The following is a 25,944-nucleotide window of genomic DNA, read 5'->3' as shown; positions in this document are numbered from 1 at the left end:
GCCTATCGTCGCGCGGAAGGCCCTCGCCCCTCGGCGAACGCGGAAGTCCCTGGCCCTCCGGCGAACGGGGCGAGCGGACGCTCAAGGGTCTCCTCGAGGAACGCAGTCATCTGCTCCGCCGGCATCGGGCGGCTGAAGTAGTAGCCCTGACCGTACGCTGCGCCGAGCTCCGCGACGGCGAGCGCCTGCTCCGCCGTCTCGATGCCTTCGATGACAACGGTGAGGCCGCACGCCTCCACGAGGCGCAGGATCGCTCCGAGGAACCGACGCTGGTCCGGGTCCGTCGCCACGTTTCCAAGGAGCGATCGGTCGATCTTCGCGCGGCTCACGGGAAGCCTCTGGAGGTAGCTGATCGAGGAGTACCCGGTCCCGAAGTCGTCGATGTCGAGGCCCACCCCGAGGCGGCGCAGGCCCTGGAGTGAATATGTGTCCACGTCGTCGCCTGCCACGAAGGAGGCCTCGGTGATCTCGAGGACGAGCGAGCTGGGGGCCACCCCGGCCTCTCCGAGCGCGTGCCGGACCCGGTCGATGTATTCGAGGTGCTGGAGCTGAGACGCCGTGATGTTCACGCTGACGCTGAAGTCCGGCGCGAGCGGAAGGTCGCTCGTCCACGCATTGGTCTGGGCCAGCGCCGTCGTGAGGATGTGGTGGTCGAGCTCGGCGGCGATCCCGAGTTCCTCGGCGAGCGGCAGGAATTCGTCAGGCCGGATGATTCCCAGAGCGGGGTGAGTCCAACGGGCCAGCGCTTCGACCCCTTGGACCCGACCGGTCTGCAGGGACACGATCGGCTGGTAGGCAACGGTCAGCGCACCATCCCTCACCGCGGCAGCGAGATCGCTGCTGAGGCGGTGACGGACCTCGATGGCGTCGAGCATGAAGGGCTCGAAGACCTTCATCTTCCCGCGGCCGCCGGCCTTGGCGGCCTCGAGTGCCACGCCCGCCGCAGCGAGGACATCCTCGGCGCCCTCGCCCGCGCTCGCCGTCCGCACGCCCACGCTCACGCTCAGGAGCGGCCGCGTGAGCCCACACTCGACGCGGCGCGCACGGGCCTGGATCGTCTGTGCCACACGCCGGGCCTCGTTTGCGTCGGCGCGGCGGAGCAGGACGGCGAACTCGTCCCGCGCGGACCGCACGACGAGCCCGTTCTCCCCGACGAAGTCCGTGAGCATGAGCTCCACCTCGTCCAGGACAAGGTTCGCCTGCGCCTGACCGAGGTTGAAGGTGATCCGGTTGTAGGCGTCCAGGCTCACGAGGAGCAGCGCGCGGCCTTCCGGACCGGCGTGGCCCGGGCCCGGACCCTGCCCCCGATCGGGCTGGAGGAGGCGCTCGACTTCGAGAGTCAGCCCCCGCCGGTGTTCAGGCCAAATGAGCGGAGTCGCCAAGATCCAGTACTTCCCATTCCTCGCGTCACTAGCCCGGACGGAGGTGCCCGGAAGTTCACTTAGGAAACGTTAGGGGCCGAGTCGCCCGCGAGGCAAACCTCCCCCACCGCGTCGGGTTCTGATGGGACTGGACTGAAGCGGCGGACGAGCTCGTCGGGGGCCATCGGGTCGCCGATCAAGGCCCCGCGGGCGGCGTCGCAGCCGAGCTCGCGCAGGACGCCGATCTGCGAGGGGCGCGTCACCCCGGACGCCAAGACCTCGAGTCCCAGCGCGTGGCCGGTATTGACGATGCCGGCGACGATCGCGGCGTCGGTCTGGCTCGAGTCGATCTGGTCAATGAGCGTCGAGGTGATCTTGAGCATGGTGAACGGCAGGGCCCTCAGTACGGCGATGGTGCCGTGCTCGTTCCCATAGGAATCGAGACCCACCTCCACTCCGGCTGCGCGCAACTCGGTCACCTGCGCCTTGGCGTTGGCAATGTCCGCGAGCGCGAAGCGACCGCCGACATCGATCCGGACGCCGTCCCCGCCCAGCCCGTGGGCGGCGAGCGCGGCCTTGACGTCCCGCGCGAGCTGGCCGCCGGTGAGCCATCCCGGAACGACCCTGAGCCCCACGCGCCACCCGTGCCCGGCCCGCCGCCACTCCGCGACCTGCGCACACACCTTGTCGAGCACGTGCGAGGCGATCTGCGCGAGCAGACCGCTGCGCTCGGCGGCTTGAAGGAATTCGTCCGGTTCGACGCCCCCGAGCTCCGGGTCGTCCCAGTGCAGCACGGCTTGGACGCTCGTGCACCGGCTGCTCGCGAGGTCGAGGATCGGCTCGTACCTCACGGTGAGGGTCCCGTCCTCCAAGGCGCCGAGGAGGCGGCGGCGGATCTGCGCGAGGCGCGCGAATGGATCGCCGGCACGGCCGTCGAGGCGCTGGACGCGGTGCTTCCCGAGTTGCTTGCCCGTAAGCATCGCTCCGTCCGCGTGGCGAAGTAGGGCGTCGAGGGGGCCGAGCTCTTCGTCCCACGCGATGTCCCGGGCCATCACGAGCCCGATGGTCGCAGAGAGCTGGAGGGCGTGCCCGCCATGGTTCATCGGCGCGAGCGCGGCAGCGAGAACCCGATCGGCGACGTTCTCGGCGTCGGCCTCATCGATGTCGGCGAGCAGCGCCACGAATTCGTCGCCGCCGAGTCTCACAGCGGCGTCCTCGACCCGGACGCACTCGCGCAGCCGTCGGGCGAACTCGACGAGCACGGCGTTGCCCACGTCGTGGCCATGCGTGTCGTTGACAGCCTTGAAGTGGTCGAGGTCGACATAGAGGATGGCGGTCCGGTCGGGGTTGGACCGGGCAAGCAGCGCAGGGCCCTGCTCGTCGAACCAGCGGCGGTTGGGAAGCCCCGTGAGGTCGTCGTGCCAGGCGGCGTGCCGGAACGAGCGCGCGAGCTCCTCGAAGATCTCCGAGACGGACACGACCTTGGGCCCCTCGTCGCCGAGCATGAGCAGATCGTCGTAGCGCACCTCCTCGGGACGTCCGAGCGCGAGGTCCGCGGCGTCGTCGAGGCTCATGCCTGGGCGGCACACCACCCGGTGCTCGGGCAGAAGCTGGCCGGCCGTGCGGCGGGCATTGAGAGCGCGCCCATACCCGAGCCGCCCGGAAAGGTGGATCTCGACGAGCCGCCGGGTCAGGAGGACGAGCTGGCGCGGCCCATCCTGGACCGCGACGGCGCGCAGCGCAGGATCCATCCGGAACATGCCGTCCACGGTGCCCACCGGAGTATCTGCAGGAACAGTCGGGATCTCCGTCCCGAGCCGGTCGACGGTCGCGGCCATGGTCGGGAAACGTCGCTGGGCGAGGCTGTCCCGCACTCGGCTACTTGCGTCCACCGGGGCCCCCTAAAAGGCCGCCGACAGGAGACAGCTCCCGGGCATGGCCCATGCCACCGCGCAGCGGGATGTCCCAGGGCTGGGTGCGCCTTCGAGCCAATCGACACGCTCCTGTAGTCGGGCTCACGCTGCGGTCCCCAGGCGCACACAAGACGCCCAGCGACGAGGCGCGCACGCCGTCGGCAATGCCATCCATGGGTTCGGTACCGAGGGAGCTGCCCCTCGGCCGGCGCGTCCCAGCGCCAGCTCTAGCGGACAGTGTACCGAAAAATCCAGTCAACATTTTACATGTCAAATCAGACCCGGGAATCACGGTAACCTTAGTCTGTGCGAACGCACTGGTTCCAACGCCTGGTTGGACTCCTCATCTTCCTCACTGTGGGCGGGGCCGCGACCCTGCTCTGGTGGGCCGTATCCGCTAGCCATCCGCCAAGGTTCTGGTCGCCGGTCGAGGTGACCGTCGCCGGGATCTGGCGTGTCCTGTACGACGCGGATGCGCCGAGCACCCAGGTCATCCTCATGGCCGCGGCCGCGTCCGCGCTGCTCGGCGCGGGCGTCGCGCTCCTCGAGCGCTTCGTGGCCGACCGCTACCGCCGCTCACGCGTGCATATCCCTGCGCGCCCTCTTGCGCCGAAGGCCATCATGGCGGCAACCCGTGGGATCTTCGCGGGCGAGGTCAGCGTGACGGTCCTCATCCCCGCGCACAACGAGCAGGCCTCCCTGCCCCAGACCCTCGCCTCGCTCTCCCGCCAGACCCGCAGGCCGGACCGCGTCATCGTCGTCGCGGACAACTGCACCGACCGCACGGTGGACGTGGCTCGCAGCGCCGGGGCGGAGGTCTTCGAGACGGTGGGCAACACCGAGAAGAAGGGCGGCGCGCTCAACCAGATCCTTCGCGACATCCTCCCGCATCAGGGCGACAACGACGTGGTCATGGTCATGGACGCGGACACGATGCTGGGCATCCGCTTCGTCGAGGCGGCCGTGGGCCGCTTCACCGACGACCGCGCGCTCATGGCAGTGGGCGGCCTCTTCTTCGGCGAGCCCGGCCCCACCCTCGTCAGGCAGTTCCAGCGCAGCGAGTACGTCCGCTACACGCGCGACATCCGCCGTCGAAACGGCCGCGTCTTCGTCCTCACGGGCACCGCCTCGATCTTCAGGCCGGCCGCCCTCCGCGCGATTGCGAGCAGCCGAGGCACGGACCTCCCGGGCCGCCCCGGCGACGTGTACGACACCGCGGCCCTCACTGAGGACAACGAGCTCACGATCGCCATCAAGTCTCTCGGCGGGCTCACCATCTCACCCCCCGAGTGTACGGTCGTGACCGAGCTCATGCCCTCGTGGCGCATGCTCTGGGCGCAGCGCCTCCGCTGGCAGCGCGGCGCGCTCGAAAACCTCGGCGCCTACGGCGTGACGCCGCAGACCCTCCGCTACTGGGCGCAGCAGATCGGCATCGGCTACAGCGTGATCGCACTCGGCGCCTACCTCCTGCTCATGGTCCTCATGGCCCTCTCGCTCGACACCTGGGTGTGGTTCCCCTTCTGGCTGAGCGTCGGAACCCTCTTCGCGATCGAGCGCGTGGTCACGGCGTGGTCCGGCGGGTGGGCCGCGCGCCTCCTCGCGGTGCTGATCCTTCCCGAGCTGCTCTACGACATGTTCCTCAACGTCGTCTACGTCAAGGGGATCGTGGACATCACGCGCGGCAGCAAGGCCACGTGGACGCACCTTTCGCCGACGCCCTCGCAGGCCGTTCCCGAGAAGGATCCGGTGGCCGGATGATCGCCGCGACAGCTCCGCTCCACGGCCTAGCCGCCCAGGGCATCCTGTTCCCTCAAGAGCTCCTGCAGAGCGAGGCGTTCGACGTCCTGGCGACCTTCGTGGCGATCAACACGCTCCTCTACGGGACGCTCGCCATGGCCAAGATCCTCCCGAAGCTCCGCCTGCCGCGGCGGCGCCGCTACATCCGGCGCGAGACCCGCAGCATCTACCCCGACGGCCCTCTGTGAGTTAACCTACCCTCTGGTAACCTACCGAACCGTAAGTTAGACTTTCGGCATGCAGCAGACCGGGGCCTCCCTCACCCGCGCCGATCTCCTGGCCCTCAAGCCGTCCTGGCGAGGCTGGATCCATGCGGTCGCGTCGCCGATCGCGCTCGCCGCGGGCATCGTCCTCGTGGCGGTCGCGCCGGGCGCGGACCGAAAGATCGCGTGCGCCGTGTACGCACTCACCGGGCTCACCCTGTTCGTCGTCTCCGCCGTCTATCACCGCGGAAACTGGTCGCCCAAGGTCAAGGCAGTCCTCAAGCGCATCGACCACACCAACATCATGTTGGTCATCGCGGGGACCTACACGCCCCTGTCCTGGGTGCTCCTGCCCCGCGGGGAAAGTGCCATCCTCCTCTCCGCCGTCTGGAGCGGGGCCATTCTGGGGGTACTCTTCCGAGTCCTGTGGGTGGGCGCCCCCCGTTGGCTGTATGTGCCCCTCTACGTGGTCCTCGGGTGCGCGGCCTTCTTCTTCCTCCCGCAGTTCTTCGCCGCGAGCATGCCTGCCGCAATCCTCGTCTGCGTGGGCGGGGCCCTCTACATCGCCGGTGCCGTGTTCTACGGGATCCGCCGCCCCAACTTCAACTGGCATCACTTCGGCTTCCACGAGCTGTTCCATGCCTTCACGGTGGGCGGGTTCACCGTCCACTTCGTGGGGATCATGATCGCCGTGCTGGCCACCCCCCGCTAGCCGGGCCCTCAGCCGCCCGCCGCGATCAGGTCCCGCAGGGCCTCGGGCGTCCCGACCGGGAGGCGGCACGCGAAGTCCCGGCACACATAGGCGAGGGCCCCGCCGTCGTCCGCGGCCTGGCGGAAGGCGAGGAGCGGCACCCGCGCCTCGCCCTCCGAAGGGGCGCCAACCGCAACCACTAGTCCCGGCCTCGGCGACGCGAGAGCCTCGGCGAGCAGACGACGGCGGCCCTCACCCTGGGCTCCGACGATCGCCACTTCGAGGGGGCCAGCAAGCGCTCCCTGCGCCACCGCGAGCAGCCACCCCGCGACCCGAGGGCTCTGGGCCACGAGCCGTGGGAGCCCGCCGAGGATCGAGGCCGCGAGCTGGCGGTGCTCCGCCGAACCGCTGTATGCCGCATGGGTGAGCAGCGCGCCCGCGAGGAGCGAGGCTCCGCTGGGAGCTTCGGCGTCGTACGGGTCGAGCGCCCGCGCGCCGGCGAGCGCCGCCCGGACGCCCGCGGTATCTGGGACCTCGGCCGCTGGGCCGTCGGAGAGGAGCCCGTCCGCGACGAAGCGATCGGTCGCGACCGCCAGGAGGTCCTCGGCCCACGTGTACCAGCGCTCCTCCCCCGTTGCCGAGTACAGCGCGAACGCCCCCTCGGCGCACCCGGCATAGTCGGCGAGAAGGCCCTCGATCCCGGCCGCGCTCCCGCCATGCGAGACGCGCAGGAGCCGCGCTCCGTCCCAATGGACGGTCCGAACCAGCTCGGCGGCCCCGCGTGCCGCCTCGAGGAGCTCAGGGCGGTCGAGCGCCCACGCCGCGTCCGCGAGCGCCGCCACGGCGAGCCCGTTCCACCCGGCCACGGCCTTGTCATCGCGCGCGGGCGGCGTGCGGCGAGACCGCTCGGCGAGCAGACGGCCACGCCACCGCTCGACAAGCTCGCGTTCGGCCGGCCCCAGCACGCGCCCCGCATGCAGCGGCGCGGCCTTCCCCGCGTGTTCTCCGCCGGGGAGACCGAAGAGCGAAGCCAGGCGGGCGGCGTCGTCCGCTCCCCCGGCGGCCCGCGCTGCGGCGTCGAGCTCCGCGCGGGTCCACACGTAGTAGCCGCCTTCGACCGTGCGGCCGTCGCGCTCCGAGTCCGCGTCGAGGGAAGACGCGAACCCGCCCTCGGGCAGGCCGAGCTCGCGGACCATCCAGTCGGCCGTGAGCGCTGCGGCGGCGCGCGCCTCCTCGGCGGGGAACTCGTCCGACCCGCCCAGCCGCACCCAGTGGGCGAGGATCCGCAGGAGCTGGGCGTTGTCGTAGAGCATCTTCTCGTAGTGGGGGAGCGACCAGTCGGCGGTCACCGAGTAGCGCGCGAAGCCGCCTCCCAGAGCGTCGAAGAGCGCCGAACGGCACATCGCGGCGAGCGTCCGCCCGGCGAGCCCGCGGGCGACGGCGGGAACTTGGGCGCGCGCCCGAGCCCACCGTGCTCGGGGTCCTCGAGGCGCACCAGCGCCGACACCGCCTCGGACAGGAGCCCTGGCTCCACGGGCGCCGCCCCGCCGTCCAGGTCTAGGAGTTGCGAGGAGAAGACTCCGCCGAGCCCCTCAGCCAGCGCAGCGGCCTGGCCCTCGAGGCCGTCGCGGCGCTCCGTCCATGCCTCCCACACGGCATCGAGCACCTGGCGGAAGCTCGGGCGGCCCGGGAGCGGTCTGGGCGGAAAATAGGTTCCGGCGTAGAAGGCGCGCCCGTCTGGGAGCGCGAACACGCTCAGGGGCCACCCGCCCTGCTCGCCGAGCGTCTGGCATGCCGCCATGTAGACCGAGTCGACGTCGGGACGCTCCTCGCGGTCCACCTTGACGCTCACGAAGCGATCGTTGAGCTCGCGGGCGGTCAGCGCGTCCTCGAACGACTCGTGGGCCATGACGTGGCACCAGTGGCAGGCCGCGTAGCCGATCGAGATGAAGACCGGGACGTCGCGGCGCGCGGCCTCGGCGAACGCGTCGTCCCCATAGGGCTGCCAGTCGACCGGGTTCTCGGCGTGCTGGCGGAGATACGCAGAGGCTTGGCCGGCAAGGCGATTCGTCATACCCCGAGTCTGCCGCACCGGTGTTTCCGAGCGGAACCGGCGGCCTCTGTCGGCTACACGACCCTGCGGCCGTAACGTATTAGTCGGCGGTCGGCTTCGGCTCGACGACTATGAGCGGGTATTTTCGCCTCCGGCCGCAACTCTTGGCAAGGTTTCGCAGACTTGCGGACGCCAATATCTCATCGACACAGCGAAATCTACTAACACATCGTTAGCGCACTTATGGCGATCCAGACCAGTTCTTCGTCGAGACAACACGAAATTAGGTGGCAGCCGAACCGAATTTCAGTGGACCCTCAGGGGGATACTTAGAAAAGTCCTCAGGACGCAAGTCACTCGCGGAGGGTCGTCTGATCCGCGACCTTGATCTGGCTACGAAGTTGGGCCGTAAGCAGCGTGTCCTGTTCCTCGGTCGAACCTATATCCGACCTTGAATCTGGAATAGATGACGCCGCGGAGGAACTGACCCTTCACTTCGTTCGAGAATTCTTCGGCTTCCCGCTCTGTGGCAAAGACGCCGAGAACAGTGCTGACAGGAGAATCTTCATGCAGGACGATCCACACAAACTCCATAACTGGAGCATACAAGAGCTCTCCGGGGACCGAAATGCCAGATAAAGCGACGCCCTCGGCTCACAATCGGAACCGTGTAGCTGCTACGCCCGGGAGCCGTGCTCTTTAGACTCGGCCACATTCTGAACGGGCGCGTCCATCAGATCTTCGTCCTGATTGACTGGCTCGACGTCATCGACTGACTGCTCCCCCGGCTCGCGGGCTGCGGCATCCTTGGCCTCGCGCGCCTCCTCGACCTCGCCGCGATACCGGACGCGGCGCAGACGGCGCACCATGTCGACGATCAGGAAGATGCTCAGCAGCACGACGAACGCCGTCGCCAGGAAGCCCCAGAGCCCCGGGGACACCTGATCCTCTGTGAGACCCGGCTTCAGGGTCCCGGCAGGGGTCGGATCGGGGGTCGCCGCGAGGGCCAGGAACAGGAAATGCACCCCTCTATCGTAGCCCGGCGAACAGGTCGCTTTCGGTCTCGCCGTCGCCTGGGAACCCCACGCTCGACTTGACGAGCGAATAGTCCTCCCACGGCCACACCTTCTGGCGCAGCGCGAGGGAGACCGCGAAGAACGTCCCGTTGGGGTCTACTTGCGTCGCGTGGGCCGCGAGGGCGCGGTCCCTGATCTCGAAGTATTCGCCGCACTCGACCTGCGTCGTCACGGGGTGGCGAGCCGCCCAGGGATGGTGCCCTTCGGCGTCGTCCTCGGTCGCCGAGGCGATCCAGCGCGCGTAGGGCGATTCGAGCCCTGCCTCGAGCAGCGCCCGGTGGAAGGCACCGAACTTGCGGACGTTGAACGGGACGTCGTAGTAGAGCTTTGCGGGCTCCCACGGCTCGCCGGCGTCGGGATACTCGTCCGCGAGCGGGGACGCTCGGAACGCCTCGACGGCCACGCGGTGCGCCATGATGTGATCCGGATGCGGGTAGCCGCCGTTCTCGTCGTACGAGACGATCACGTGCGGGCGGAACTCCCGCACGAGCCGCACGAGCGGCGCCGCCGCCTGCCGCAGCGGAAGCGAGGCGAACGCACCCCACGGCAGCGGGGGCATCGGATCGCCCTCGGGCAGGCCGGAATCCGTGAAGCCGAGCCAGCGGTGGTCCATGCCGATGATGCGCCGCGCCTCCGCCATCTCGAGCCGGCGTGCGCCAGCCATGTCCCGCGCAGCGTGCGCGTTCCCGAGCAGGGCGGGGTTCTGGATGTCGCCGCGCGAGCCATCGGTACAGCTCACGACCATGACCTCGTGGCCCTCGGCGAGGTACTTGGCCATCATCGGGGCGCCCTTGCTCGACTCGTCGTCGGGATGGGCGTGGACTGCCAGCAGGCGCAGTGGGCTGTGGTTCACAGAATCGCCTTGGTACTCAGACACGCCTCCTAGAATAGTCGGGTGACCCAATCCCCCGGTGCAGCCGCATCGCGATACACCCAGCGCTACGGAGCCCAGCGCGGCCGGCTCAGCCGCCGCGCCGTGGCGCTCATCGTCGCCGCGACCCTCGTGGTGGTCGTGGCTGGCGTTGCGCTGTTCGCGTGGAGCGGAAATGCGAAGACCGTGACGTTCCGGGATGTGGGCTTCACGACGCCGGACGCTTGGCACGCGACCGAGAACTTCGAGGTCACGAAGGAGGCCTCGCAGACCGCCTACTGCACGGTCAAGGCTCTCGACGACTCGTTCGGCGTGGTCGGCTGGAAGCAGCTGACTTTCGGCCCCAGCTCGGGGTCGTCGGGCACGGTGACCCAGACGGGGCACGTCGACCTCCGGACCGAGAGCCAGGCCGTCTCCGTGGCCATCGACTCGTGCTGGATCGCGGGTAGCTGAGCCGGGATTTCCAGGGCTCGGATGCGGCTCGGGGTGTGACACGCGCCGCACGGAAACTTGGGATCGCCTGTCACGCTCACTACAATGTACTAATACCCATTGCCCCGTCGGTGGCAGCAGGCGGATCGGGACACAGCCCCAACTCCGCAGCCGCACCCCCGGCGGGGTCTTTGTATGGATAGCCGTGCGGACCCTGCACGGAATGAATGAGGAGACGAGATGACCACCACCCACCATGGCGGCGCCTGGCTCACGCAGGAGGCGTACGACCGCCTGAAGGCCGAGCTGGACCACCTCTCCGGTGCCGGCCGTCACGAGATCGTCGAGAGGATCGAGGCGGCCCGCCAGGAGGGCGACCTCAAGGAGAACGGCGGCTACCACGCCGCCAAGGAGGAGCAGGGCAAGATCGAGGCCCGCATCCGCCAGCTCCAGGAACTGCTGCGCAACGCCCAGGTGGGCGAGAAGCCCGCCGACGACGGCGTCGTGGAACCCGGCATGCTCGTCGTGGCGAAGATCGCCGGCGAGGAGGAGCGCTTCCTGCTCGGCTCGCGTGAGATCGCGGGCGACGCGGAGATCGACGTGTTCAGCGAGAAGTCCCCGCTCGGTGCCGCGATCATCGGGCACAAGCAGGGCGACAAGCTCTCCTACACCGCGCCGAACGGCAAGGAGATCAAGGTCGAGATCATCTCGGCCACCCCGTACGCGGGCTGATCAGCTTCACCTGCTGACGACGGCAGACGGCGCCGCTCCCCTTGCGAGGGGACGGCGCCGTCGTCGTCTGGTCCAAGCAGCCGGGTCTGGTCGAGGCGGCCGCCCGCCGCTGGTCGGCCCTGCCCCGGCGGACTCGCTAGACGTGCATGACGACCGGCTGGAAGCCCTCGGCGCGCAGGGCCTCCAGGACCTGCTCCGAGTGCTCGTGGCCCTTCGTCTCCATGTCGATCGTGATCGCGACGTCTCCCATCGCGATCGAGCCGCCGACGCGGGTGTGGTCGACGCCCGTCACGTTCGCGTCGTTCTCGGCGATGATGCGGGAGATCGTCGCGAGGGACCCGGGGCGATCGTCGAGCATCATTCGGACCGTCAGGAAGCGCCCGGCAGCCGAGAGGCCGCGCTGGATGACCTTGAGCATGAGCATCGGGTCGACGTTGCCGCCGGAGAGGATCACGGCGGTCTTCTTCGCATCAATGCCCAGCTCGGCGAGCTTACCGTCCATGAGCGCCGCCACGCCGACCGCGCCCGCGGGCTCGACGACGAGCTTGGCGCGCTCGAGGAGGAAGATGAGCGCCCGCGCGAGCGAGTCCTCGCTCACCGTGACGACGTCGTCGACGAGCTCGCGGATGATGCTGAACGGGATCTGGCCGGGCAGGCCGACCGCAATGCCGTCGGCCATCGTGGCGACCTTCTGGAGCGGCACCACCGCGTCCGCGGCGAGCGACGGCGGGTAGGCGGCGGCGTTCTCGGCCTGGACGCCGATCACCCGGATCTCCCGCCCTAGCTGGGCGGCCCTGGCCTTCGCGGCCACCGCCACGCCGGCAAGCAGGCCGCCTCCCCCCACGCCCATGAGGATCGTGTCGACGTCCGGGATCTGCTCGATGACCTCGAGCCCCACCGTGCCCTGGCCCGCAACGACGTCGACGTTGTCGAACGGGTGCACGAAGACGGCGCCCGTCTCCTCGGCGAAGCGCTTCGCCTCGGCAAGCGCCTCGTCCACGTTGTGGCCGTGGAGCACCACGTGCGCGCCGTGGCTGCGCGTGGCCTGGAGCTTCGGGAGCGCGACGCCGAGCGGCATGTAGATGCGTGCCCGGATCCCGAGGCGCTTGGCCGCGACGGCGACGCCTTGGGCGTGGTTGCCCGCGGACGCCGCGACCACGCCCAGGGCCTTCTCCTCGTCGCTCAGCCGCGCCATGCGCACGTATGCGCCGCGCACCTTGAAGGAGCCCGCGCGCTGGAGGTTCTCGCACTTGAGGAAGGCTTCGCCGCCCACCATCTGTCCGAGCGCCCTCGACGTCTCAATGGGCGTCCTCGCAATAATGCCCCCGAGCAGCTCCCGCGCAGCCAGGACATCGTCCAGCGTCACAGCGAGGGTCGAGAGGGCAGTCATGGTTGCGTGCTCCTAGGGGTCCGAGCGAATCCTGTCGCGCCCGGGAAGCCTGAGGAAGCCCCGGGAGATCCTCCGGACGCAGTTTCAGTTTCCCACGCCCTCGCGGATATGAAGCGAAGGGCCGAGTTTGCGACGGCAGGCACGGGGAGGCTCAGAGCGCCGTGCCGATCCCCCACTCCATCGAGAACTCCGCGCCGGGCTCGAGCCAGCGGAGATCCTGCCCGCTGTTGAACGCGTTGGCCGGCCCGGTCTGCGGCTCGAGGGCCACGGCCACGGCCCGCCCGGGGAACGTGCGGGTCACGAACACGTGGGTGTACCGGCAGCTCTCGTCCTGCCAGAGCCACACCGAGCGCCCGTCCGCCGCCGAGAGTGTGGCGCGGGCGGCGCCGTCCGCGAAATGCAGGTCCGTATAGGAGGCGTCGACGTCGAGCTCCCCGACCACGCGCCCGCCCGACAGGTCCGACTCGCCCTCGGCCGGCACACTCGAGCGCGGGATGAGCCGTTCGTCCGCGACGAGTCTCGTCCGGCCGGAGACGGTGAGCGTGAGCTCGGCCGTATCGACGTCGCCGAGACGCAGGTAGGGATGCGCGCCGAGCACGAAGGGCGCGGCCCGGGAGGAGTCGTTGGCGAGGCTCTGGCGCACCCGGAGGCCGCCGTCGTCGTCAATCCGGTAGTCGACCCGGTGCCGCACGAGGAACGGGTAGCCGTGCTGGGGGAAGACGGCAGCCTCGAGGCTCACACTCTCCGCCTCGGCCTCGAGCACCGCGTAGCCCGTGTTGCGCAGGAGCCCGTGGCTCGCGTTGCCGCGCGACGGCTCGGTGAGGTCGAGCTGCTGCGTCTTCCCGTCGAGGGTCCAGCGGCCGGCCTCAATTCTGTTCGCCCACGGGGCGAGCGTGATGCCGGCCGCACCGGGCGAGATCTCTCCGTCGCCATACGTCTCGGTGACGAGCACGCCGTCGACCTCGAACGAACGCAGCCCCGCCGCCAATTCGGTGACGACGGCGGTGCTGCCGCCCCGCTCGATCCGGAACTGGCGGCCGGTTGCGGCGGGCCGGCGGGTGGCAGCAGTGCTCGGGGCGCTCATGGTCCCCCACGTTAGCGCGGCCCGACACAGCGTAAAAGACGGCCGTGGGGGCTTCCCATCGGGCGCCGGGAATGTTATGTTTTGTGAGAAAAGTTGAGTTGCTGTGAGGATAGTGGCTGTGGGATTCAGCCGGCCCTCCGCGGGGATCGACTGGCGGAAAGAGCAGGGGGGATTGACTGTGCTGGCAGCTGAGCGCCACGCGCGCATCATGGCGGAGTTGGACAAGCGGGAGGCGGTCCGCGTGGCCGAACTCGCGGCGTCGCTTGCGGTGTCCGAGATGACGATCCGCCGCGACATCGAGCAGCTTGAGAGTCAAGGCCTCGCGCGGCGCGTGCACGGCGGGGCGGCCCGCGTGGCGGACTTCGCGTTCGCCGAGCCGGGCTTCGAGGTCAAGTTCGGCCATCACGCCGACGCGAAATCAGCGATCGCTCGCGAGGCCCTGGCACTCATCCGGCCCGGATCGACGCTCTTCGTCACGGCTGGCACCACGACGTTCGCCCTCGCGAAGCTCCTCCCCGCCGTCGCGGACCTCACGGTCGCCACGAATTCGATCAAGGTGGCCGAGGCCCTGGGCCCTTCGGTCCGCACGATCCTCACGGGCGGCGAGCGCACACCGTCGGAGGCGCTCGTCGGACCGCTCGCCACGTCCTCGCTCGCCCAGCTCCACGTCGAGCTCTGCTTCATGGGCGTCCATGGGGTGCATGCGCGGGGCGGGTACACGACGCCGAACCTGCTCGAGGCCGAGACGAACCGCGCCGCCGCGAACGCGGCCGCCCGCCTCGTGGTGCTTGCCGACAGCTCGAAGTACGGGCTCCTGAGCCTTGCCCAGATCGCCCCGATCGAGCGCGCGGACACCCTCATCTCTGACGTCGGGCTCTCGGCGTCCGCCCGCCGCGAGCTCGACGACCGCGTACCCCACGTGATCCTTGCCGACACCGCCATCCAAGGGAGCCAAGCATGACCGCGACCACGGGGCTCTCGCCCTCTGTGACCCGAAGCTCGCTCACCGACGGACGGGACCTCATCTACTTCGACGATCCCGGCAAGGCCCCCCGCGTGCCGGTGGCCGACGCGCGGGACCTCCCTGCGCGGCCCGAGCCCGGCGAGCTCCGCTTCGACGGGCTGAGCGGCGACTGGGTCGCCGTCGCGGCACACCGCCAGACGCGCACCCACCTCCCGCCGGCCGATGCCTGCCCGCTGTGCCCCACGTCGCCGTCGTTCGCCTCCGAGATCCCCGATCCGGATTACGACGTCGTCGTGTTCGAGAACCGCTTCCCGTCCCTAGGCCCGGTCCTCGCGGAACTCCCCGGCTCGCTCCCGTGGGGCGAGAGCGTCCCGGCCGCGGGGCGGTGCGAGGTCGTCTCGTTCACTGCCGACCACACGGGATCGTTCGGCGGGCTGCCGTACACCCGCGCGCGCACGGTCGTGGAGGCCTGGGCCCACCGGACCGCGGAGCTGAGCGCGCTCCCCGGCATCCGTCAGGTGTTCCCGTTCGAGAACCGCGGCGCGCAGATCGGCGTCACGCTGCACCACCCGCACGGACAGATCTACGCGTACCCGTATCTGACACCGCGCGGGGCCCAGCTCGCGGCCGCGGCGGCGCGCCACTTCGAGTCGAACGGAGGGTCCGAGACCCTGCTCGGCTCGCTCCTCGACCGCGAGCGCACCGACGGTGGGCGAATGGTCCTCGAGGGGGACCACTTCAGCGCGTTCGTTCCGTTCGCTGCCCGCTGGCCCATCGAGGTCCACCTCGTCCCCCATCGGGATGTGCGCGACTTCGCGGGGCTCACGGGAGAGGAGAAGGACGAGCTCGCGCACGTCTACCTCCGACTCCTCGCCGGCGTCGACGCCCTGTACGACACCCCGACGCCGTACATCGCCGCGTGGCACCAGGCCCCGTTGGATTCCGCCCTGCGGCCGGCCTCCCGGTTCCATCTCCAGCTCACCTCGCCGCGCCGTGCGGCGGACAAGCTCAAGTTCCTCGCCGGATCGGAGGCTGCCATGGGCGCTTTCATCAACGACACTCGCGCGGAGGACGTCGCCGCCCAGCTGCGCGCGGCCCTCGAATCCTCGGGGGCGGCCCGGTGACGGCCGAGGGTGCCGAGCGCGCCGCGCGCGCGTTCCGGGACGCCTTCGGCGCCGAGGCCGACGGCGTGTGGACTGCGCCGGGGCGCGTCAACCTCATCGGCGAGCACACGGACTACAACGAGGGCTTCGTGCTGCCGTTCGCGATCGACCTCGCGGCGCGCGTCGCCTTCCGCGCGAGGCCGGACGGCGCGATCCGCCTGCTTTCGACGTCGGGCGGCGACGGGGTAGCCGAGCTCGCCGTGTCGGGCCTGGACCGCGGGAGCGCCGCAGGCTGGAGTGTCTACCCGGCGGGCGTCGTGTGGGCGTTCCAGGAGCGCGGCATCGAGGTGCCGGGATTCGACCTCGTGCTCGACTCCGACGTGCCGCTGGGCGCAGGCCTCTCGTCCTCCCACGCGATCGAGTGTGCGGTCGCGACGGCGCTCAACGAGGTGACGGGGGCCGGCCTCGACGCCGAGCAACTGGTGCTCGCGACGCAGCGCGCGGAGAACGCGTTCGTCGGGGCACCGACGGGGATCATGGACCAGTCCGCGTCGCTGCGCGGCAGGTCCGGCCACGCGGTGTTCCTGGACTGCCGCGACCAGCACGCCGAACTCGTCCCGTTCGACGCCGCGGGCGCGGGGCTCGTGACGCTCGTGGTCGACACACGCGTGGCGCATTCGCACGCCGACGGGGGCTACGCGAGCCGGCGCGCGGCGTGCGAGCTCGGAGCCGAGGTGCTGGGCGTCAAGGCCCTGCGCGACGTGTCTGTCGAGGATCTCGAGGAGGCTCGGGCGCTCATGGACGCCGTCACGTTCCGGCGCGTGCGGCACGTGGTCACGGAGGACCAGCGCGTGCTCGACACCGTGGCCGCCCTCCGCGCCTCGGGCCCCGCGGCCATCGCAGGGTTCCTCGACGCGAGCCATGCCTCGATGCGCGACGACTTCGAGATCTCCTGCCCCGAGCTCGACTGTGCCGTCGAGGCGAGCAGGGCCGCGGGCGCGATCGGCGCACGGATGACGGGCGGCGGCTTCGGCGGCTCGGCGATCGCCCTCGTGCCGTCCGACGACGAGGCTCGCGTCCGCGACGCGATCACCGAGGCCTTCGCGGAGCGGGGCTTCCGAGCGCCGCGGCTCTTCACGGTCGCACCTGCCGACGGCGCGCGGCGGCTCGCGTAGCCTCCGTGGAGGGGGTGCCCAACCCGTGGCGGAAGCCCCACACACGCCGAAGGCGGACCAGGAAGCATCCGTGGTCCGCCTTCGCGTGAGCAGCCCGACAAGCGGGCAGCGGTCTCAGTCGTTGCTATTGAAAATGGCGAGTATCCGCAGGATCTCGGTGTAGAGCCACACGAGCGTGACAGTGAGCCCGAACGCGGCCGTCCACGAGACGCTCCGCGGAGCGCCGGCCCGGATGGCCTTCTCGACGCTGTCGAAGTCGAAGATGAGCGAGATCGCCGCGAGGACCACGGCCACGAGTCCTACGAGGACGCCGAGCGGGATGCCGAAGACGTGCACGCTGCTACGGAGCCCCCAGGCCCCGAGACCCGGGTTGAAGATCATGACGAACAGGTTGACGACGCTGAACGCGAGATAGCCCAGGACCGCGATGAGGAAGAACCTCATGAGGCCCGGCGTCGCGCGGACGCGCCCGCTCTTGTAGAGGAAGAGCGTCACGCCGGCGACCGCGAACGTCCCGAGGACGGCTTGGAGGCCGATGCCCGGCGAGACCGCATCGAGCATGCGCGTGAGGCCTCCGAGGAACAGCCCCTCAAGCGCGGCGTATCCAAGGATGAGCGCTGGAACGGGCTGTCGCTTGAACGTGTTCACGAGCCCGAGGGCGAAGCCCCCGAGCGCTCCCAGGACCATGAGGCCGAGGGCGGCACTGGCGGGCACTGCGAGCGTGACGGCCGCCCCCACGACCACGGCGCCGAGGCACACCAGCGTCTTGACGATGACGTCGTCATACGTGACGCGTCCGGTCTGCGCGGGGCCCGCAGAGGGCGCCCGGTACAGCTCGTCGAGCTGCTGGGCCGTCATGGGCTGCTGGCCGTACGGGGATTGGCCGTATGGGGATTGGCCGTAGGCCGACTGCGGGGCGGTCGAGACAGCCCCTCTGAAGTTCTTGCCCCGGAAGACGGGGTTACCACCGAAGGCCATGGATGACTCCTGTACTCATAGGGTGCGGGTGCTGAGAGTGCGCGAGTGGCGGTTCGTGAGAAACGCTATCAAGAGCACGAGCACTGAGGCACGGGAGTTCCCCGCACTGGGGGCTCTCCCGCGCAGGTGAGGAAGTCGTTACCGGATCTCAACCTGATGCGAGTTCTCCGCCGACTTCCGCGTGCGTTCTCGCGGGTAACATGACCTTCCAGCAGGTGAGATGCGTCACAGTCGCACCGTGCATCCTGCCTGCGGTCACCCGCATCGCTGGCACAACCGCCAGCCTGGCCCCGGAACCACGGAGGTCTACATCGTGTATAGACGAGCATTAGCCGCACATCCCCCGCGGCTGGCCCGGACGCTCTCGGCAGTAGGGGCCCTCGTGGCCCTTTTGGTGGGGCTGCTTCTGGCGTTCGCGCCTGCAGCTGAGGCGACAACCTCACCCCCGCCATCGCCGAGCAGCAGCGCGTCCCCATCGCAATTCCAGAACACCGTCTCGGGGTTCCTCCGCAACAACGGCCAGCCCCTTTCGGGCGTCAAGATCACGGCCAAGGGCAACGGCTTCGAGGGCAGCGCAACATCTTCCGCGAACGGCGCGTGGAGCATTTCAGTCCCCTCGCAGGGCAGCTACCAGCTCACCCTCGACGAGTCGACGCTCCCCTCGGGCGTGAAGCTCGCCGAGGGCCAAGAGAATCCGCGCACGGTCACGTTCAACCAGACCTCCAATGTGAGCACGATCTTCGCCTTCGGCGCGGGCATCACCGTGCATCAGCAGAGCTTCATCGGGAACCTGCTCAACCGGCTCGTCGCAGGGCTGAGCTTCGGGCTCCTGCTCGCTCTCTCCGCCGTCGGCCTCTCGCTGATCTTTGGCACCACGGGCCTCACGAACTTCGCCCACGGCGAAATGGTGACGCTCGGGGCCATCGTCGTGTTCTCGCTCAGCAGCATCGGCGCTCCCTTCTGGCTCGCGATCATCGGCGGCCTCCTCTCGGGGGCGGCCTTCGGCTACGTCCAGGACGCCTTCCTCTGGAAGCCGCTCCGTCGCCGCGGGACCGCACTCGTGCCGATGATGATCGTGAGCATCGGGCTCGCCCTCGCCGCCCGCTACGTCATGCTGTTCTTCTTCGGCGGCGCAACGCAGCAGCTCCCCGGCGCGCAGACCACGGACATCGACCTCGGCCCCGTCTCCGTGTCGCCGAACAATCTCGTCTCGCTCCTGATCTCCGCGGTCGTCATCGCGCTCATCGGCTTCCTCCTCCTGCGGACCCGCATCGGGAAGGCCACACGAGCCGTCGCAGACAACCCGGCACTCGCCGCGGCGAGCGGCATCGACGTCGACCGCGTGGTGCGCGTCGTCTGGGTGACGGGCGGCCTCCTTGCCGCTCTGGGCGGCATCCTGTGGGCCTACTACCGCCCTGGTGTGACGTTCAACATGGGGCAGCAAATCCTGCTCATGATCTTCGCCGGCGTCACGCTTGGCGGCCTGGGCACCGTGTTCGGTGCGCTGGTCGGCTCGGTCGTCGTCGGCATCTTCGTGGAGCTCACGACCGTCTTCGGTCTGACCTCCGACCTCAAGTACGTCGGAGCGCTGGTCGTGATGATCCTCGTGCTCCTGTTCCGGCCGCAGGGCATCCTGGGCCGCCGCGAGCGAGTGGGCTAGGAGGCACCCATGGATTTCGGAGAGATCTTCAACGAGGCCATCGGCGAGATGGTCAGCCCGACGACGGCGGCGTACGCCCTTGCCGCGCTCGGCCTCGCCGTGCATTTCGGCTACTCGGGCCTGCTCAACTTCGGTCAGGCGGGCTTCATGGCCGTCGGCTCCTACGCTTTCGCGATGTCGACGATCCACTTCGGCGCTCCGTGGTGGCTTGGGCTCCTCATCGCCTTGGCGAGCTCGTCCGTCTTCGCGCTCATCCTCGGCATACCCACCCTGAGGCTGCGCGCCGACTACCTCGCGATCGTGACCATCGCCGCCGCCGAAATCATTCGCTACGTCGTCACCACGAACAGCCTCACAGACGTCACGGGCTCGGCGAACGGCCTCGCGGGCTTCCGCCAGGACTTCCTGCACCTCAACCCGTTCCCGCAGGGCACGTACCTCGGCTACAGCAGCAACGACTTCTTCTACCGCTTCGTCGCGTGGGCCCTCGTCATTGTCCTCGGCGTTGCGGTCTGGCTGCTCATGCGCAGCCCGTGGGGACGCGTCCTCAAGGGGATCCGTGAGGACGAGCATGCCGTGCGCTCGCTCGGCAAGAACGTGTACGCGTACAAGATGCAGGCACTCGTGATCGGCGGCGCGTTCGGCGCCCTTGCCGGGCTCGTGTTCACGCTTCCGCGCGACGTCGTCCAGCCGGCCAACTACGGGACCGAGCTGACGTTCTTCCTGTGGACCTGCCTCCTCCTCGGCGGCATGTCGACCGTGCTGGGCCCGGTGATCGGAGCCATGCTCTTCTGGGTGGTCCTCTCGCTCACGCAGAACATCCTGTTCGGGCTCATCCAGCTCGGCGCGCTCCCGTGGCTCAACCCGTCGCAGGCAGGGCAGCTGCGCTACATCCTCGTGGGTGTGGCCCTCATGCTGCTCATGATCTTCAGGCCCCAGGGCGTGCTCGGCAACAAGAAGGAGCTTGCGTTCTCATGAGCGAATCGGAGAAGACGGCAGGGACCGTCGACTACATGACGGATGATCGGCCCATCGCCGAGGGTCCGGCCGGTCCTGGCTGCAAGAAGCGGGATCCCATCGTCGTCGCGGACAACGTGAGCCGCCGCTTCGGCGGCATCAGCGCCGTCGACGTCGAACATCTCGAGATCCCGCGCCACAAGATCACGGCCCTCATCGGGCCCAACGGCGCAGGGAAGACGACCCTGTTCAACCTGCTCACGGGCTTCGACACCCCCAACTCGGGCAGGTGGCAGTTCGAGGGAACGAACCTCGCCGGGATGTCCTCGTACAAGGTGGCCCGGCTCGGCATGGTCCGGACGTTCCAGCTCACGAAGGTCATGGGCAAGCTCACCGTCCTCGAGAACATGCGCCTCGGCGCCACGGAACAGCCAGGCGAGAAGCTCCGCAACGCGCTGTTCCGCGGCGTGTGGGGCCGCCGCGAGAAGGACATCACGGCCCAGGCCGACGGTCTCCTCGAGAAGTTCAAGCTCGACACGAAGCGCGAGGACTATGCCGCGTCCCTCTCGGGCGGCCAGCGCAAGCTCCTCGAGATGGCGCGCTCGCTCATGGCCAATCCCAAGCTCGTGATGCTCGACGAGCCCATGGCCGGCGTCAACCCCGCGCTCTCGCAGAGCCTCCTCGACCACATCAAGAACCTCAAGTCCGAGGGCATGACCGTGCTGTTCGTCGAGCACGACATGCACATGGTGCGGCACATCGCGGACTGGGTCATCGTCATGGCGGAGGGCAAGGTCGTCGCTGAGGGGCCGCCCGCCGAGGTCATGCGGGACCAGGCCGTCATCGACGCTTATCTCGGCGCGCACCACGACGTGGACCTCGGCGCCGCCGGGGGCGTCAAGGAGCTCGAGGCGGAGCTCGCCGCGGATGACGAGTCCGTGGTCGGAACCTCCGACGCCGGAATACTCTCCGAGGACCACCTCGCCGAGGAGACGGAGACGCTCGCGGTCCGGCGCCCCGAGGCGGATCCGACGGACGACGACGGCCGCCCCCGCTCCGGGCGACGCGCGGCGGAGGTACCGCCGGACCACGCGCCCGGCAATCACGGCAACGGCGAGCACGCCGCCGGCGAGCACGCCGCCGGCGAGCAGGCGCCCGGCAAGGACGGCACAGAGGAGCAGGACGCATGAGCGAGCAGACGGCATCCCCAGCCGCCGGTACGGGGACGGAAGACGGCCAGGCGGTGGTCACCGTAACGAAACTCGTGGCGGGCTACCTCCCGGGCGTCAACATCCTCAACGGCTGCAGCATCGAGGCACGCCAGGGCGAGCTCATCGGGATCATCGGGCCCAACGGCGCCGGCAAGTCGACCCTGCTCAAGGCCATGTTCGGCCTCGTCAAGGTCCACTCGGGCTCGGTCGTGGTCCATGGCAAGGACCTCACCGGCCTCAAGGCCAACAAGCTCGTGAGCCGCGGGATCGGCTTCGTGCCACAGACGAACAACGTCTTCACGACGCTCACCATCGAGGAGAACATGCAGATGGGCCTCTTCCAGCGGCCCAAGGTGTTCAAGGAGCGCTGGGACTTCGTGACCGAGCTCTTCCCCGAGCTCGGCAAGCGCCGCACCCAGCGCGCGGGCTCGCTCTCGGGCGGCGAGCGGCAGATGGTCGCCATGGGCCGCGCACTCATGATGAACCCGGCCGTCCTCCTGCTCGATGAGCCGTCCGCCGGCCTCTCCCCCGTCAAGCAGGACGAGACGTTCCTCCGGGTGCACGAGATCAACCGCGCGGGCGTCTCCGTGATCATGGTCGAGCAGAATGCGCGCCGCTGCCTGCAGATCTGCGATCGCGGCTACGTCCTAGACCAGGGCCGAGACGCCTACACGGGCACGGGGCGCGAGCTGCTCCACGACCCGAAGGTGATCCAGCTCTACCTCGGGACTCTCGCAGACGGCGAGTAGCCCGGGCGAGGCATCGCGCTCAGGCGAGCGGCGCGGGCCCACGGAAATGGCCCCGGCCCCCTTTCGGGGAGCCGGGGCCATTTCGCGTCGGGCCGGATTACAGCAGGCTCACGAGAGCTTGCCGTATTCCTCGCTCACAGGCTGCGGCACGTTCTTGTCATCGAACTTGTAAATGCCGATGTAGGCCTCCTGCGGGTCGCCGTTCTTGGCGAACGAGACGGGGCCGGACTTGCCGTAGTAGTGGATCTGCTTGCCCTGCCGGATAAGCGTCACGCAGCTCGCGAAGTCGGAGCACTTCTCAGACCCTGCCGTGATGTCCTGGAGGTGCGCCGCGATGTCGGTGCCCTTCGTGCTCTTGGCCTCCTCGGCCGCGAGCGAGATGAGGTTCACCGCATCCCAGGACTCGCCAGCGTAGCTGTAGTCCTTGAGGCTGGGATCGATCGTCTTGAGCGCGGTCTTGAAGTCATCCTTCGCGAACGTGCCCGGGATCGTTCCGCGGGCGCCGGACAGAGTCCCGGCCGAGAGGTCCTTGCTGTAGTCGGACGTGTTGCCGTCCACGAAGAACATCTGCGTCGGCTTGACGCCCTTGCCAGTCAGGAGCGGAATGATCTGCTTGGCCTGGTCGAACGAGATGACCGCGATCGCGTCAGGCTTGGCAGCCACGACCTTGTCCACCTGCGAGCTGAACTGCGAATCGCCCTCGTTGAACAGCTCCTCGTCCACGACCTTGCCGCCGGCAGACTCGAACGCCTTCTTGACGTTGTCGCGGAGGCCCGTCCCGTACGAGTCGTTCAGCACGATCATGCCGAGCGTCTGAGCGCCGCACGAGGCCATGTAGTTGCCGAGAACGCGACCTTGGAGGACGTCGGACGGAGCAGTGCGCCAGTACAGCCCATGGGCCGGCCACGTGCTGAAGTCAGGCGACGTGTTGGCCGGAGAGAACTGCACCACGCCAGCGCCCGTGATCTGGTTGATCACGGTCTTGGTCACGCCGGACGAGGCGGCGCCGACAATTGCGCTGACCCCCTGCCCGAGGAGGTTAGTGACCGACTGGGTCGCGATGTCCGTCGTGGTGTCACCCGAGTCGCGGTGGACCACATCGATCGGATGCCCGAGCACGCCGCCCGCATCGTTGACCTGCTTGACGGCGAGGTTGACGCCCGCGATCTCGGGCGGCCCGAGGAACGCGAGCGCACCGGTCTGCGGCAGGAGCGAGCCGATCTTGAGCGGAGCGGGCGAGACCGTGGTGGCCTTGGGAACGTTGGCCGGAGCGACTGTCGTGCCCACCGGGGACGCTCCGGCACCGGCGCCGGACGACGGGGCCGGACACGAAATGCCACCAGCCGCCGCAGAGGAGCTGCCACTGCTGGTCGGCGTTCCCGAGGTGCCCGAGCACGCGGTGGCGAGCAGGGCGACCCCGACGCCAAGCACTGTCAGCTTGGCTATCCGGGGCAATGCCTCATGACGTGAAATCATTCGATTTTCTCCTCCATCGAAGGGCGCACGGCACCCCGATGCGACGAATCAGGTGTTCCTGATCACACCGTCAGGCTAATCGAACGATTTTGGTCGCAGAAGTGGTCTAGGTCACAGCCTTGTAACAGCTTTTGCACAGGATGGTCTCAAAAACCTCATCGGGGCAAAATCGGGGCGAAAAGAGGAAATCGGAAGCCGTGAATTTCGCTTCGAAGTGTGTGCCCCAGCAGGGACTCGAACCCTGACTTTGCGGATTTTAAGTCCGCTGCCTCTGCCGATTGGGCTACTGGGGCGCCGCTCTAGCCTACCGCCCGGCGAACCTTCCCCAGCCCAGGACCGACGCCGACAGATCCGCCACGAACGAGCAGCACCGTAGGGTACGAGAGCTCGGAACCCACGCGTGCTGCTCACTCAGTAAGGCAGCGTCGGCGACGAGGGGCGGCCACGCGTCGTCGTCCGCCGAACGACGACGGCGGGCGACTCCCGTGGTCCGACGAACGACGACGGCGGCCGCCTCCCGTGGTCCGACGGACGACGGCGGGCGCGTCCCGTGGTCCGACGAACGACGACGGCGGCCGCCTCCCGTGGGAGACGGCCGCCGCTTGCGCCGTGCGTTGCTCGCTGTGCGTTGGCTCGGGGCGCGAGACTACTGCGCGGGCGCCTTGGCGGGCTCGGCCGGCGGCGCGATCGTCTTCGGCTTCGGGCTCGCCGCGGCGACAAACGAGGCGCGCGGGTTGTCGAGGTTCTCGAGCGGCGTGTTGTCGCGACCCGCGAACAGGGCGGAGAGCCAGTCGAGGCCCACGCGGAACTTGCGCTCCACGGTCGGGATCGCGAGGCCGTGGTAGCCGCGGTGGGCGAGCCACGCGAGGGGCCCACGCAGGCCGATGTGGCCCACGAGGTTGATGTTCGCAACGCCCTTCCACGGACCGAAGCCCGCGACGGCGCCGAGGTTCTTGTGCTTGTAGTCCTCGAGCGGGCGGTCCCAGCGGGAGGCCCAGAGGTTCTTCGCGAGCACCTTGGCCTGGCGCAGGGCGTGCTGGGCGTTCGGGACGCACGTGCCGTCCGGGAGGCCCTTGCCCGTGAGGTCCGGCACGGCGGCGACGTCGCCCGCGGCCCAAGCGTTCTCGACGATGCCCTCGTCGCCCGCGACCCGGAGGTCCGGGAGGACGCGGACGCGGCCGCGCGGCTCGAGCGGGAACTCGGTCTGCTTGACCACCGGGTTTGCCTGGACGCCAGCGGTCCAGATCAGGGTGTCCGCGCCGAACTCCTGCGCCGGGCTCTTGTCGGGCATGTTGATGAGCTTGAGCGTGCCCTCGGCGCTGGCGAGGGACGTGTTGAGGAGGACCTCGATGCCGCGGCTCCGGAGGTGCTCGACCACCCAGTCAGCCTGCTCGGGGGTGACCTCGGGCATGATGCGGCCCATGGCCTCGACGAGGACGAAGCGGACTTCGCTCTGCTTCACGCGGTCGTTCGTCGCGACGGTCGAGCGCGCGAGATCCTCGAGCTCGGTGATCGTCTCGATGCCCGCGAAGCCGCCGCCGACCACAACGAATGTGAGGGCCGCCTGGCGCTCCGCCGGATCCGACGCGGTCGAGGCGAACTCGATGCGCTCGAGGACCTGGTTGCGGAGGGCGATGGCCTCCTCGATCGTCTTGTTGCCGATGCCCTTCTCGGCGAGGCCGGGGATCGGGAACGTGCGCGTGATGGCGCCAGCGGCCATGACGATGTCGACGTAGGGGATCTCTACCGTGCCCTCGTTGCCCGGAAGCTGCACGACGGCCTTGCGGTTCGCGTGGTCGACCGAGACGACCGAGCCCTGGATGACCTCGGAGTCGCGCAGCGTGCGGCGCAGCGGGATGACGACGTGGCGGGCCTCGATGTTGCCGCCGGCCACCTCGGGGAGGAACGGCTGGTACGTCATGTAGGGCATGGGATCCACGACGGTGACGATGCCACCGGCGTTGGCGATCTTCTTCTGCAGCCCGAGGGCTACGTAGAGACCAACGTAACCACCGCCGGCGACAAGAACGCGCGGGCGGTCGACAAGCTCAATGGTGGAAGGCATATC

24 protein-coding genes and 1 tRNA gene are annotated in these 25,944 nt (G+C 69.1%); 12 read left to right on the top strand and 13 right to left on the bottom strand.

Features of this window, described 5'->3' with window-relative positions:
* Positions 1-2: 2 nt before the first annotated feature.
* Together E6A26_RS01715 and E6A26_RS01710 are read right to left on the bottom strand one after the other, a co-directional pair.
* Entirely contained in the window at positions 3-1,382 is a 1,380-nt protein-coding gene (locus tag E6A26_RS01715; protein WP_136609436.1) for a putative bifunctional diguanylate cyclase/phosphodiesterase, read from the bottom strand.
* Between the two features lie 59 nt (positions 1,383-1,441).
* Positions 1,442-3,253: a putative bifunctional diguanylate cyclase/phosphodiesterase gene (locus E6A26_RS01710; protein WP_136609435.1), complete on the bottom strand. Its 1,812-nt coding sequence runs from the start codon at positions 3,251-3,253 to the stop codon at positions 1,442-1,444.
* A 327-nt stretch (positions 3,254-3,580) separates the two neighbouring features.
* Here E6A26_RS01710 and E6A26_RS01705 point away from each other — a divergent pair, with 327 nt between their 5' ends.
* Genes E6A26_RS01705 through trhA form a run of 3 tightly spaced genes read left to right on the top strand, consistent with a single transcriptional unit; the run spans position 3,581 to position 5,986 of the window.
* Positions 3,581-5,032 (top strand): glycosyltransferase family 2 protein, encoded by a 1,452-nt coding sequence (locus tag E6A26_RS01705; protein WP_136609434.1) that lies wholly within the window; start codon positions 3,581-3,583, stop codon positions 5,030-5,032.
* Positions 5,029-5,259 carry a hypothetical protein gene (locus tag E6A26_RS01700; protein ID WP_211128880.1) on the top strand — a complete coding sequence of 77 codons (231 nt, stop codon included), beginning with the start codon at positions 5,029-5,031 and terminating at the stop codon, positions 5,257-5,259. The genes E6A26_RS01705 and E6A26_RS01700 overlap by 4 nt, the downstream gene beginning before the upstream one ends.
* A 49-nt stretch (positions 5,260-5,308) precedes the next feature.
* The gene (trhA, locus tag E6A26_RS01695; protein WP_136609433.1) at positions 5,309-5,986 is read left to right on the top strand and encodes a PAQR family membrane homeostasis protein TrhA; all 678 of its coding nucleotides are present in this window, start codon (positions 5,309-5,311) and stop codon (positions 5,984-5,986) included.
* An 8-nt stretch (positions 5,987-5,994) separates the two neighbouring features.
* Here the strand turns inward: trhA and E6A26_RS01690 are convergent, their stop codons facing one another.
* From E6A26_RS01690 to mca, 5 genes are all read right to left on the bottom strand, one after another.
* On the bottom strand, positions 5,995-7,368 hold the full coding sequence (locus E6A26_RS01690; RefSeq protein ID WP_234864875.1) for a thioredoxin domain-containing protein: 1,374 nt from the start codon (positions 7,366-7,368) through the stop codon (positions 5,995-5,997).
* Complete coding sequence (locus tag E6A26_RS17815; RefSeq protein WP_234864874.1) at positions 7,311-8,039, bottom strand: thioredoxin domain-containing protein; 729 nt, start codon at positions 8,037-8,039, stop codon at positions 7,311-7,313. The genes E6A26_RS01690 and E6A26_RS17815 overlap by 58 nt, the downstream gene beginning before the upstream one ends.
* 372 nt (positions 8,040-8,411) lie before the next feature.
* On the bottom strand, positions 8,412-8,612 hold the full coding sequence (locus tag E6A26_RS01685) for a hypothetical protein (protein WP_234864872.1): 201 nt from the start codon (positions 8,610-8,612) through the stop codon (positions 8,412-8,414).
* 83 nt (positions 8,613-8,695) lie between these two features.
* On the bottom strand, positions 8,696-9,043 hold the full coding sequence (locus tag E6A26_RS01680) for a hypothetical protein (protein WP_211128878.1): 348 nt from the start codon (positions 9,041-9,043) through the stop codon (positions 8,696-8,698).
* 4 nt (positions 9,044-9,047) lie between these two features.
* Positions 9,048-9,971, bottom strand: a complete 924-nt coding sequence (gene mca, locus E6A26_RS01675; RefSeq protein WP_234864870.1) for a mycothiol conjugate amidase Mca — start codon at positions 9,969-9,971, stop codon at positions 9,048-9,050.
* Between the two features lie 18 nt (positions 9,972-9,989).
* Here mca and E6A26_RS01670 point away from each other — a divergent pair, with 18 nt between their 5' ends.
* Both E6A26_RS01670 and greA read left to right on the top strand, forming a co-directional pair.
* Positions 9,990-10,418, top strand: coding sequence for a DUF4307 domain-containing protein (locus E6A26_RS01670; protein ID WP_136609432.1), 429 nt, complete (start codon positions 9,990-9,992; stop codon positions 10,416-10,418).
* 219 nt (positions 10,419-10,637) lie between these two features.
* Entirely contained in the window at positions 10,638-11,129 is a 492-nt protein-coding gene (gene greA / locus E6A26_RS01665) for a transcription elongation factor GreA (RefSeq protein ID WP_136609431.1), read from the top strand.
* 136 nt (positions 11,130-11,265) lie between these two features.
* Here greA and ilvA read toward each other — a convergent pair whose 3' ends face one another.
* Together ilvA and E6A26_RS01655 are read right to left on the bottom strand one after the other, a co-directional pair.
* Positions 11,266-12,519, bottom strand: coding sequence for a threonine ammonia-lyase (ilvA, locus tag E6A26_RS01660; protein ID WP_136609430.1), 1,254 nt, complete (start codon positions 12,517-12,519; stop codon positions 11,266-11,268).
* Positions 12,520-12,670: 151 nt separating this feature from the next.
* Positions 12,671-13,603, bottom strand: coding sequence for an aldose 1-epimerase family protein (locus E6A26_RS01655; protein WP_136609429.1), 933 nt, complete (start codon positions 13,601-13,603; stop codon positions 12,671-12,673).
* Positions 13,604-13,781: 178 nt separating this feature from the next.
* Between E6A26_RS01655 and E6A26_RS01650 the strand changes: the two genes are divergently transcribed.
* Genes E6A26_RS01650 through galK form a run of 3 tightly spaced genes read left to right on the top strand, consistent with a single transcriptional unit; the run spans position 13,782 to position 16,845 of the window.
* A complete protein-coding gene (locus E6A26_RS01650; RefSeq protein WP_136609428.1) occupies positions 13,782-14,564 on the top strand; it encodes a DeoR/GlpR family DNA-binding transcription regulator in 783 nt (260 codons plus the stop codon).
* Positions 14,561-15,691: a galactose-1-phosphate uridylyltransferase gene (galT, locus tag E6A26_RS01645; protein WP_136609427.1), complete on the top strand. Its 1,131-nt coding sequence runs from the start codon at positions 14,561-14,563 to the stop codon at positions 15,689-15,691. Before E6A26_RS01650 ends, galT begins: the two co-directional genes overlap by 4 nt.
* Positions 15,688-16,845: a galactokinase gene (galK, locus tag E6A26_RS01640; protein WP_136609426.1), complete on the top strand. Its 1,158-nt coding sequence runs from the start codon at positions 15,688-15,690 to the stop codon at positions 16,843-16,845. Before galT ends, galK begins: the two co-directional genes overlap by 4 nt.
* 114 nt (positions 16,846-16,959) lie before the next feature.
* On the opposite strand, the gene E6A26_RS01635 is transcribed toward galK, so the two are convergent.
* Positions 16,960-17,823: a Bax inhibitor-1/YccA family protein gene (locus E6A26_RS01635; RefSeq protein WP_136609425.1), complete on the bottom strand. Its 864-nt coding sequence runs from the start codon at positions 17,821-17,823 to the stop codon at positions 16,960-16,962.
* A 382-nt stretch (positions 17,824-18,205) separates the two neighbouring features.
* Between E6A26_RS01635 and E6A26_RS01630 the strand changes: the two genes are divergently transcribed.
* The 4 genes from E6A26_RS01630 to E6A26_RS01615 are packed head-to-tail and all read left to right on the top strand — an operon-like array spanning position 18,206 to position 22,400.
* On the top strand, positions 18,206-19,483 hold the full coding sequence (locus E6A26_RS01630; RefSeq protein ID WP_407695347.1) for a branched-chain amino acid ABC transporter permease: 1,278 nt from the start codon (positions 18,206-18,208) through the stop codon (positions 19,481-19,483).
* A 9-nt stretch (positions 19,484-19,492) separates the two neighbouring features.
* On the top strand, positions 19,493-20,461 hold the full coding sequence (locus tag E6A26_RS01625) for a branched-chain amino acid ABC transporter permease (protein WP_136609423.1): 969 nt from the start codon (positions 19,493-19,495) through the stop codon (positions 20,459-20,461).
* A complete protein-coding gene (locus E6A26_RS01620) occupies positions 20,458-21,630 on the top strand; it encodes an ABC transporter ATP-binding protein (RefSeq protein WP_234864866.1) in 1,173 nt (390 codons plus the stop codon). Before E6A26_RS01625 ends, E6A26_RS01620 begins: the two co-directional genes overlap by 4 nt.
* Positions 21,627-22,400 carry an ABC transporter ATP-binding protein gene (locus tag E6A26_RS01615; RefSeq protein ID WP_136609422.1) on the top strand — a complete coding sequence of 258 codons (774 nt, stop codon included), beginning with the start codon at positions 21,627-21,629 and terminating at the stop codon, positions 22,398-22,400. The genes E6A26_RS01620 and E6A26_RS01615 overlap by 4 nt, the downstream gene beginning before the upstream one ends.
* Before the next feature lie 108 nt (positions 22,401-22,508).
* Here the strand turns inward: E6A26_RS01615 and E6A26_RS01610 are convergent, their stop codons facing one another.
* The 3 genes from E6A26_RS01610 to E6A26_RS01600 all read right to left on the bottom strand — a co-directional run bounded on the left by E6A26_RS01610 (position 22,509) and on the right by E6A26_RS01600 (position 25,941).
* Positions 22,509-23,876 carry an ABC transporter substrate-binding protein gene (locus tag E6A26_RS01610; RefSeq protein WP_136609421.1) on the bottom strand — a complete coding sequence of 456 codons (1,368 nt, stop codon included), beginning with the start codon at positions 23,874-23,876 and terminating at the stop codon, positions 22,509-22,511.
* 219 nt (positions 23,877-24,095) lie between these two features.
* Positions 24,096-24,169, bottom strand: a tRNA-Leu gene (locus E6A26_RS01605).
* A 353-nt stretch (positions 24,170-24,522) separates the two neighbouring features.
* On the bottom strand, positions 24,523-25,941 hold the full coding sequence (locus E6A26_RS01600) for an NAD(P)/FAD-dependent oxidoreductase (protein ID WP_136609420.1): 1,419 nt from the start codon (positions 25,939-25,941) through the stop codon (positions 24,523-24,525).
* Between the last annotated feature and the right edge of the window lie 3 nt (positions 25,942-25,944).

Source organism: Sinomonas albida, assembly GCF_004919045.1.
Classification (GTDB): Bacteria; Actinomycetota; Actinomycetes; order Actinomycetales; family Micrococcaceae; genus Sinomonas; species Sinomonas albida.
The sequence above is the reverse complement of the archived record's forward strand: the minus strand, read 5'-3'. Positions and strand labels throughout refer to the sequence as shown.